At 60.0% G+C, this 7,655-nt stretch carries 5 protein-coding genes and 1 tRNA gene; 2 read left to right on the top strand and 4 right to left on the bottom strand.

What is annotated here, in order from left to right:
* Positions 1-175 precede the first annotated feature (175 nt).
* Positions 176-385 carry an S-layer homology domain-containing protein gene (locus tag ACTO5E_RS09290; protein ID WP_482303160.1) on the bottom strand — a complete coding sequence of 70 codons (210 nt, stop codon included), beginning with the start codon at positions 383-385 and terminating at the stop codon, positions 176-178.
* A 252-nt stretch (positions 386-637) separates the two neighbouring features.
* Entirely contained in the window at positions 638-3,112 is a 2,475-nt protein-coding gene (locus ACTO5E_RS09285; protein ID WP_482303159.1) for a glycoside hydrolase family 2 TIM barrel-domain containing protein, read from the bottom strand.
* A 453-nt stretch (positions 3,113-3,565) separates the two neighbouring features.
* Here ACTO5E_RS09285 and ACTO5E_RS09280 point away from each other — a divergent pair, with 453 nt between their 5' ends.
* Together ACTO5E_RS09280 and ACTO5E_RS09275 are read left to right on the top strand one after the other, a co-directional pair.
* Complete coding sequence (locus tag ACTO5E_RS09280; protein WP_482303158.1) at positions 3,566-4,048, top strand: MarR family winged helix-turn-helix transcriptional regulator; 483 nt, start codon at positions 3,566-3,568, stop codon at positions 4,046-4,048.
* Positions 4,045-5,376, top strand: a complete 1,332-nt coding sequence (locus ACTO5E_RS09275) for an MATE family efflux transporter (protein WP_482303157.1) — start codon at positions 4,045-4,047, stop codon at positions 5,374-5,376. The genes ACTO5E_RS09280 and ACTO5E_RS09275 overlap by 4 nt, the downstream gene beginning before the upstream one ends.
* 206 nt (positions 5,377-5,582) lie before the next feature.
* On the opposite strand, the gene ACTO5E_RS09270 is transcribed toward ACTO5E_RS09275, so the two are convergent.
* Positions 5,583-5,658 (bottom strand) — tRNA-Pro (locus tag ACTO5E_RS09270).
* Positions 5,659-6,017: 359 nt separating this feature from the next.
* Positions 6,018-7,475 (bottom strand): DUF2238 domain-containing protein, encoded by a 1,458-nt coding sequence (locus ACTO5E_RS09265; RefSeq protein ID WP_482303156.1) that lies wholly within the window; start codon positions 7,473-7,475, stop codon positions 6,018-6,020.
* Between the last annotated feature and the right edge of the window lie 180 nt (positions 7,476-7,655).

The raw sequence follows: 7,655 nt of genomic DNA, 5'->3' as shown, positions 1-7,655 counted from the left end.
CCCCCAGCCGCCATGAGAAAGGTTGCACGAAAACGCCGAAAGCCGCTCCGTAAATGGAGCGGCTTTCGGTGTTTTTCTGTGTTTCTGTTTTGCTTTATACCGTGCAGAGAGAGGCTCTGACACGGTTGACGCTCTGCATCATCTGCATGAGCCTCTCAAGAGCGCAGCTGCTGTCTCATTGGTAGACATGGTATAGGAATGTCATAATCTGCGCCCGGGTGCAGGGCTTGTCGGAGCCAAAGGTAGTGGGGCTGGTACCGCTGGTAATGCCCTCCTCCTTTGCCCAGCTGATTGCCTTTTGGAACACGCTGTTGTCCGGCATGTCGGCAAAACCGGCAATCTCACTGGGCTCAGGGCAGCCGGAGGCTGTCCACAAAAACACCATAGGGCGTATTCCCAAATGACGCATACGAACGCTTATGGGAACACACCCTAGTTTCAATCGCTCTATGTGTTTCTGAAAAAGCTCATCCTCATGTAATGGCCCATAACAAAACGCTAACACAGGCGCGTTCATCTGTTCCTGTCAGCCGGTTTTCCTGTCGATAAAAAAGTGTAACAATCCGCCCTCTACTACAGAAGCCACTTTTTATCCCCAAAAGAAAAGAGGCCCCAGCAGGGCCCCTTCTCCATCATTCTATTCTACAGCAAGCTTGATCTGCTCGGTTCCGGCGCTTCCGCTGACTGTCACCAGCATCTCCCCCGGCGTTGTCCCGGCCCGGACCACTGCCAGTGCATAGCCCTCAAAGGTCTGCCAGGTATTGTGGGTATAGTGGTTCAGGGTCTCCACGTCCCCATTGCCCATGCCCTGCAATACGCCGGCGCCCTCTACAGTCACCGTGACCTCGTCCACTGCCTGGGGGTTCAGCCGGCCGCTTTCGTCCCGCAGAGAGATCATCATATAGCTCAGTTCCCGGCCATTGGCTGCCAGCCGGGTCCGGTCCGCGTCTATGTGCAGGCGGACCCGCTCCTCCGCTGTGGCGAGGACAGCCTCCTCTGCCGCCTGCCCTTCCCGGTAGCAGACAGCCCGCAGCTCCCCGGGCTGGTAAGCGGTCTCGAAGCTGGCGTCAAAGCCGTTCTCCTCTCCGGCGGCCCTGCGGCCCAAAGACTGGCCGTTCAGGAACAGCTCTACCTCCGGCGCGTCCGCGTACACATGAATCACTGCGGGCTTGCCCTCATACCCATGCCAGGTCCAGCTGACACGCTCGTCCCGCCAGGGCCAGGTGGTCTGACTGGGTGTCTGGCCATGACGGTCCACCGGCTCCACCGTGACCAGGGGCGTTTTGCGCAGGCCGAATACAATCTCCCGAATATAGCTGATGGGGCGGCGGTTGCCCAGAAGGTCCAGGTCGCCCATGCCCGACAGGCTCACCGGCCAGTTGGACTGAAAGCCCCGCCGGCCGTCATAATAGGTGACGCCGCAGCCTGCCTCGCCGATGTAGTCCCAGCCGGTCCAGGTCATGTCGCCAATGACATGGTGGTGATTTTTCACAATGCTCCACAGCCGCACAATATCGCTGGGGAAGGTCTCGGTGCCCAGAATCACCCGGTTGGGGTTGAGGGCGTGCTCCAGCACATGCCGGCCTGTCAGATAGTTGTAGCCCGTGACGTCCGTGGCAGAGGCAAACTCGTCCAGAACCTGGGTCAGAATGGGACTGGCGGCAAAAGCGTCCGCCATGGGGCCCTGGAAGAAGTCGATTACCGCGTTGATCCCGTCGGCCCCTGCCCCAGAGCCCAGCCGGTCCTTTTCCGCCAGCGGCTCCGGGGCCTGCCGGGTGATGTCCTGAATAATCTCCCCCATGCGGGCTCCCGCGGCCATCAGGCCGTTGGCCCCCACGGTCACATAGCGGGTGTTGTCCAGCCGGTGGAACTCATTGGTGATCTCCCGGTTCATCTGCGCCCCCTTGGGCGTGCCCGCCTCCTGAATCTCATTGCCCGTGCTGTAGAGAATCACGCTGGGGTGGTTGAAGTCCTTAGCCACCATCGCCGCCACGTCCTCGCGCCAGAAATAGGGGAATTTCTCCCCATAGTCGTTGTTGTTCTTGGGGCGGGTCCAGCAGTCAGAGAGCTCGTCCATCACCAGCATACCCAGCCGGTCGCAAGCGTTCAGCAGGGCCCTGCCCGCCGGGTGGTGGGACATGCGCACCGCGTTAAAGCCCGCCTCCTTCAGCTTCTTGACCCGCCGCTCCTCTGCCCATGGAAAAGCCGCCGCGCCGATTACCCCGTGGTCGTGGTGAATGCAGGCTCCCCGCAGGTTCACCTCCTGCCCGTTCAAGCGCAGCCCACGGCTGGCGGACAGGCTCAGGCTGCGGATGCCGAAGCTCTCGCTGACCTGGTCGTACACCCGCCCGCCTGCCTGAACCGTCACCGTGCAGGTATAGAGGTCCGGCCTCTCGCAGCTCCACAGGCTGGGGCTCTCCACCTCCGCCCGGGTGCGGACATGCTCCTCACCGCCCCCGAAAACCGTCACCGGCAGCCGGGTGTACCCGGCCCTGCCCTGGGGGCCGGTGAGCTCGATGACCACCTCTGCCGTTATCCTCTCCCGGCTGATGTTCACCAGGTCCAGGTCTATCTGCACCACTGCCAGCGAAGGCTCCACGTCAGGGGTAGAGAGCCGCAGGCCGTTGCGGGCAATATGGACCTTATCCCCCACCAGCAGGTTCACGTCCCGATAAATGCCGCTGCCGGAGTACCACCGGCTGTTCTCCTCGGCAGAGTTGTTGGCAACCACAGTCACCGTGTTCTCCTGGCCATACTTGAGGAAATCGTCTGCACACAAGGCGAACTCCCCATAGCCGAAGGGGTGGCCCCCGGCGTAGTCGCCGTTGACAGACACCCGGGCGTTCTGATACACACCCTCAAATTCCAGCAGCACAGTCTTGTCCCGCCAGTCCTCGGGGGCAAAAAAGCGTTTGACATAGGTGTAGCAGCCGCCAGGGTAAAAGCCGGTCTGGTGGCCGTTTTTGGTGGACTGGCTGCGCTTTTCATAAATCATGGCGTCGTGGGGAATGGCTACCGGGTCCCCCTCGGCCCCGCCCATAAACAGAGCCATCATCGGGCCTGCACCGGGCTTCAGCAGCGTCCACTGGTCGTTCCAAAGCTGTTTTTGCATGGGGTATGCCTCCTTTTTTGGGTTGCTCTCCTTTGCCGCCCCGCGCCGGGCCCAGCCCCAGAGGGCGGCATGGCGGAGAAGGTTATAAACAGGCGATTTCCAGGCAGGTCTGCGGGCTCAGCCCCCTCGCTTTCCATAGACCTCCTCTTCTTATAAGTATAGCGGATTCCGCGCGGTGCTGCAAGGGCTATCTGTTGACTGGCGGAGACGGGAGGGCACAATACTCCCCCGTCCCTCCCTGCCCTTTAGAATGAAAGCGCAAGCCCTAGACTGTCCCCATGTTCAGCGGAGCCCTGCAAAGTCAAAAGACCCGGCCAGCCTATAGGTAAGCCGGGCTTTTTCTCTGTCTGCCCCGACAGAACGCAGACCTTGACAAACCGGCGGGAAAAGAGTATAATTCGCTTTGTCCGATATCGTACCACCTGCACAACGGAGAGGAGCGGAGATTGCGGAATGAAGCCCTTGGAAATTACCCCCTGGCTGCGTGAAATGAACCGCCTTCTGCTGGAAAACGACAGTCTTTACCGGGACGCGGCCCGGCGGCTGGGGGTGCCGGAATGCACCCTGTGGATTTTGTACACCATACGCGCCGACGGCCAGCCCATCACCCAGGCCCAGCTCTGTCAGATTTTGCGCGAGCCCAAAACCACGGTCAACTCCGCGCTGAAGCATATGGCGGCTCAGGGGTATATTGTCCTCACCGCTGGGGAGGACCGGCGCACCCGCAGCGTCGTCCTCACGGAAAAGGGCATGGAGCTGGCAAAAAGCACCGCAGACCAGCTGCTGCATGCAGAGGAGGCTGCGATCTTCGGCCTGAGCCTGGAGCAGAGAGAGGGCCTGCTTCGGGAGATGCGGCGCTTCAACAAGGAGCTGGCCAAGCAGCTGAACCAGTTGGGCGCCGACAAAAACACAACTAAAGGAGGCGATACGCCATGAGAATTCAACTTTCTGACCATTTTACTTACCCCAAGCTGCTGCGTTTCGCCCTGTCCCCCATTCTGATGATGGTGTTCACCTCTATCTACGGCGTGGTCGACGGGCTGTTTGTGTCCAACTTTGTGGGCAAGGTGCCCTTTGCGGCCATTAACCTGATCATGCCCTTTACCATGATTCTGGGCGGGCTGGGCTTTATGATTGGCACCGGCGGCAGCGCCCTGGTGGCAAAAACCCTGGGCGAGGGCCGGCGGGAGGACGCGGACCGCTATTTTACCATGATGGTGCTGTTTTCCCTGATTGTGGGCGCGGCGGCCTCCGCCTTCGGCATAGCGTTTATGGAGCCTGCCGCCCGGCTGCTGGGGGCCACCGACAGCATGGTGGGGGACTGCGTGGTGTATGGGCGCATTGTTATTGCCTTTACTACCGCGTTTATGCTGCAAAATGTCTTTCAAACCTTTCTCTCTACTGCCGAAAAGCCCAAGCTGGGCCTGGTGTATACCATAGCCGCCGGGCTGACCAACATGGCCCTGGACGCGCTGTTTATCGCGGGCTTCCGGTGGGGCGTGGCCGGGGCTGCGCTGGCCACGGGCGTCAGTCAGTGTGTGGGCGGGGTGCTGCCCTTATTTTATTTTCTGCGGCCCAATTCCAGTCTGCTGCGCCTGCGCAGAACACGGCTGGAAGGGCGGGCGCTGCTGCGGGCCTGCGGCAACGGCTCCTCTGAGCTTATGTCCAACGTCTCCGGCTCTTTGGTGGGCATGCTGTACAATTTTCAGCTGCTCCGCTTTGCCGGCGAGGACGGCGTTGCGGTTTATGGGGTGCTGATGTATGTCTCGTTTATTTTTATTGCCATTTTTATTGGCTACACAGTGGCAAGCACGCCGGTGGTGGGCTTTCACCACGGGGCGGCAAACCACGCCGAGCTGAAAAGCCTGCTGAAGCGTTCCACTGTGCTCATGCTTTTGGGCGGGGTGGGCATGATGGTTCTCTCCTGGGCGCTGGCCCGGCCCCTGGCCCAGGTGTTTGTGGGCTACGACCCGGAGCTGAGGGACATGACGGTGCATGCCTTTCAGGTGTTCTCCTATTCCTTCCTGCTGGCCGGGTTCAACATTTTTGTGTCCTCCTTCTTCACCGCGCTGAACAACGGGGCGGTGTCGGCCATTATCTCCTTTTTGCGCAGCCTGGTGTTTCAGGTGGTGTGCGTGCTGGCCCTGCCCGCGCTGCTGGGGCTTGACGGCATCTGGTGGTCTGTGACTATGGCGGACGTGTTTGCCTGCGTGATCTCTGTCGTGTTTTTGGCTGCAAAAAGGAAGAAGTACCACTATATGTAGGGAAATCTTTGGCCCAGAGACGAGCGTCTCCGGCTGGGCAGAGAAGCCCTTCAAAGAGAAGAAAGTCCCCCGGGAGCCAGTGCTTCCGGGGGACTTTTTTCCGCATGAAAACGCCCTGTGGTTGGGGGCAAAAAAAAGTCCGCGCATCCATGGGGGTGCGCGGACTGGTGGTGCAGAAGAGCAGGCCGCGCCAGCTCTCACGCTGCTGGTCGAAGTGCGGAGACTCGAACTCCGTGCCTCTTGGTCCCAAACCAAGCGCTCTACCAGGTGAGCTACACCTCGACATATCCAAGTCATATTATACTGGATATCCCGTCAGGTGTCAATAGGCAAATCCGGCAGAACAGGCCTTTGTCAAAAAAACACGGGCAGCTTTGTAAACGCACCTAGAACCTGTATGGGCGGTGATTTTCCCGCCATAGAACGGTAAATTTCCCCCAGGCTGACGGCGAAAATTACCGCCCCAGGGGTATTCCCCGCTGTGAATACCGGCTCTTCCATTCAGAAAACACCGGTTGTTAAGCCGAAGGGCAAAGCAGCGGGGCTTCCAAAGAGGCGGCTGCTCTCTTGAAAGCCCCGCTGCGTGTAGCCCGGGCCCAAAAATCTCCGCCCCAGAGATGCGACGCTTTTTTCAGACTGCGTCAGTCATGGGCAGGCCCTTCCTCTTCGGCGGGGGCCTCCTCAATGCAGTCCTGAATATATTGGGCCACCACATTTTTATAGGACTCCGGGCGGTAGTCCATGTCCCGGACAAAGTTCAGCATCTCCGTTTTGGACACCCACTGCACCCCAATCACCTCGTCCTTTTGCAGGGTGAGGCTGCTCTCGTCCAGGTCGGCGCGGACAAAATAAAGGTCCGTGAGCATCCGGGCCCCGGCCTCTACCCAGCGGTACACCTTCACAAAGCTGTCCGGGGGCAGGCTGACCCCCAGCTCCTCCCGGAGCTCCCGCAGGGCGCAGTCAAAGCTGGACTCCCCTGCCAGGGCATGGCCCATGTGGGTCTCCCACTGGCCGGGGCGGAAGCTCTTGCCCTGGGCCCGCTTTTGCAGCAAAAACCGCCCCTGGCTGTCGTAGACAAAGGCGTGCATGCCCAGGGTGAAATACCCCGGCTTCTTTTCCCCGCCCCGCTCCATGGTCAGGCCCGTGGGCCGGCCGTCGCCGGTAAACAGGTCCAAAAGCTCCGGCCCGCCCTGGGCCTCCGGCTCCGGCCCCTCCAGGGGGATGGGTTCCAGCAGGCTGGGGCGCTCCTCGGGCTTTTCCTTGGGCTCCGGCCTGGGCAGCTCGTTCTCCTTGAGACGGGGGATGAACCGGGGGGCGAACTTCCCCGTCCCCCGGCCCATGATGTAAATCATGCCGATAACGGAGAACACCACCGCGCCAATAAAGTTCACAAACAGGTCCTTCATGGTGTCGTGAATGCCAATGTCCAGATACCCCGGCCAGGCCTCGCCGTTGACCACCACGCTCTCAATGGGGATGCTGACCGGGGAGTTCTTCCCATCCGGGTTCAGGCTGACGGTGTTTACCACGCTGACCCAGGTGTCCTTTTGCATGTCCATGTTGAAAAAGGCGTCCATGCCGTACTCGAAGAACTCCCACAGCACGCCGATGGTCATGGAAAAGCAGAAAGCCACCACAGCCAGAAATACCGGGGACAGCCGCACCCGGAACCGCCGGGACCGGTTGAGAATGTCCACCATAGCAATGCCAATGGCCGCCATAAGGAAGCCGTTGATGGTGTGCAGCATGGTGTCCCAGAAGGGGAAGATCAGGTAATACTCCTGGATCTCCCCCAGTATTTCGGCGGAAAAGATGAACAGGAGAATGATGACCTCTAAGGTGTTGGGCACGTCAATGTGCAGCCTGCGCTCTACAAAGCTGGGGATGAGGAACAGCACCAGCGTGAGAGAGCAGAGAAAAACATCGTAATACTCCCGGTTGAGCAGCTGAAGAACCAGCACCGCCACCACCAGAATCCGCAGCACCACATACACGGTGAACAGCACCGGATGAGCCTTGATTTCCGCCTTGTTCTTCTGAATATCCTCTACCCGGCGCATCCGGCGCTGGGCTTTGGTGAGCTTCTCCTTTTTCTTCATAAGCTACCTCCTTTGCGGCAGGGTTTTTATCCGGCTTGAAGGGGAAAGGGCCGAGCCTGTTGGCAAACGCCGTCCCTGGGTGCGGGCAGACGCTTGGGGCTCCCTCTGTTTTCAAACGGCTCCGGCCCGCCCTTCTCCCCGGGTCAGTTTTTCAGGCTTTGCAGGGGCGCGGGAATTTTG

This window comes from Acutalibacter sp. (assembly GCF_056800975.1).
Note: the sequence above shows the minus strand (reverse complement) of the source record. Positions and strands in the feature narration are given on the sequence as shown.

Excerpts from the sequence above, each read along its gene's own strand:
- ACTO5E_RS09290 (WP_482303160.1), bottom strand. The coding sequence starts at position 385 with ATGGTGTTTTTGTGGACAGCCTCCGGCTGCCCTGAGCCCAGTGAGATT.
- ACTO5E_RS09285 (WP_482303159.1), bottom strand. The coding sequence starts at position 3,112 with ATGCAAAAACAGCTTTGGAACGACCAGTGGACGCTGCTGAAGCCCGGT.
- ACTO5E_RS09280 (WP_482303158.1), top strand. The coding sequence starts at position 3,566 with ATGAAGCCCTTGGAAATTACCCCCTGGCTGCGTGAAATGAACCGCCTT.
- ACTO5E_RS09275 (WP_482303157.1), top strand. The coding sequence starts at position 4,045 with ATGAGAATTCAACTTTCTGACCATTTTACTTACCCCAAGCTGCTGCGT.
- ACTO5E_RS09265 (WP_482303156.1), bottom strand. The coding sequence starts at position 7,475 with ATGAAGAAAAAGGAGAAGCTCACCAAAGCCCAGCGCCGGATGCGCCGG.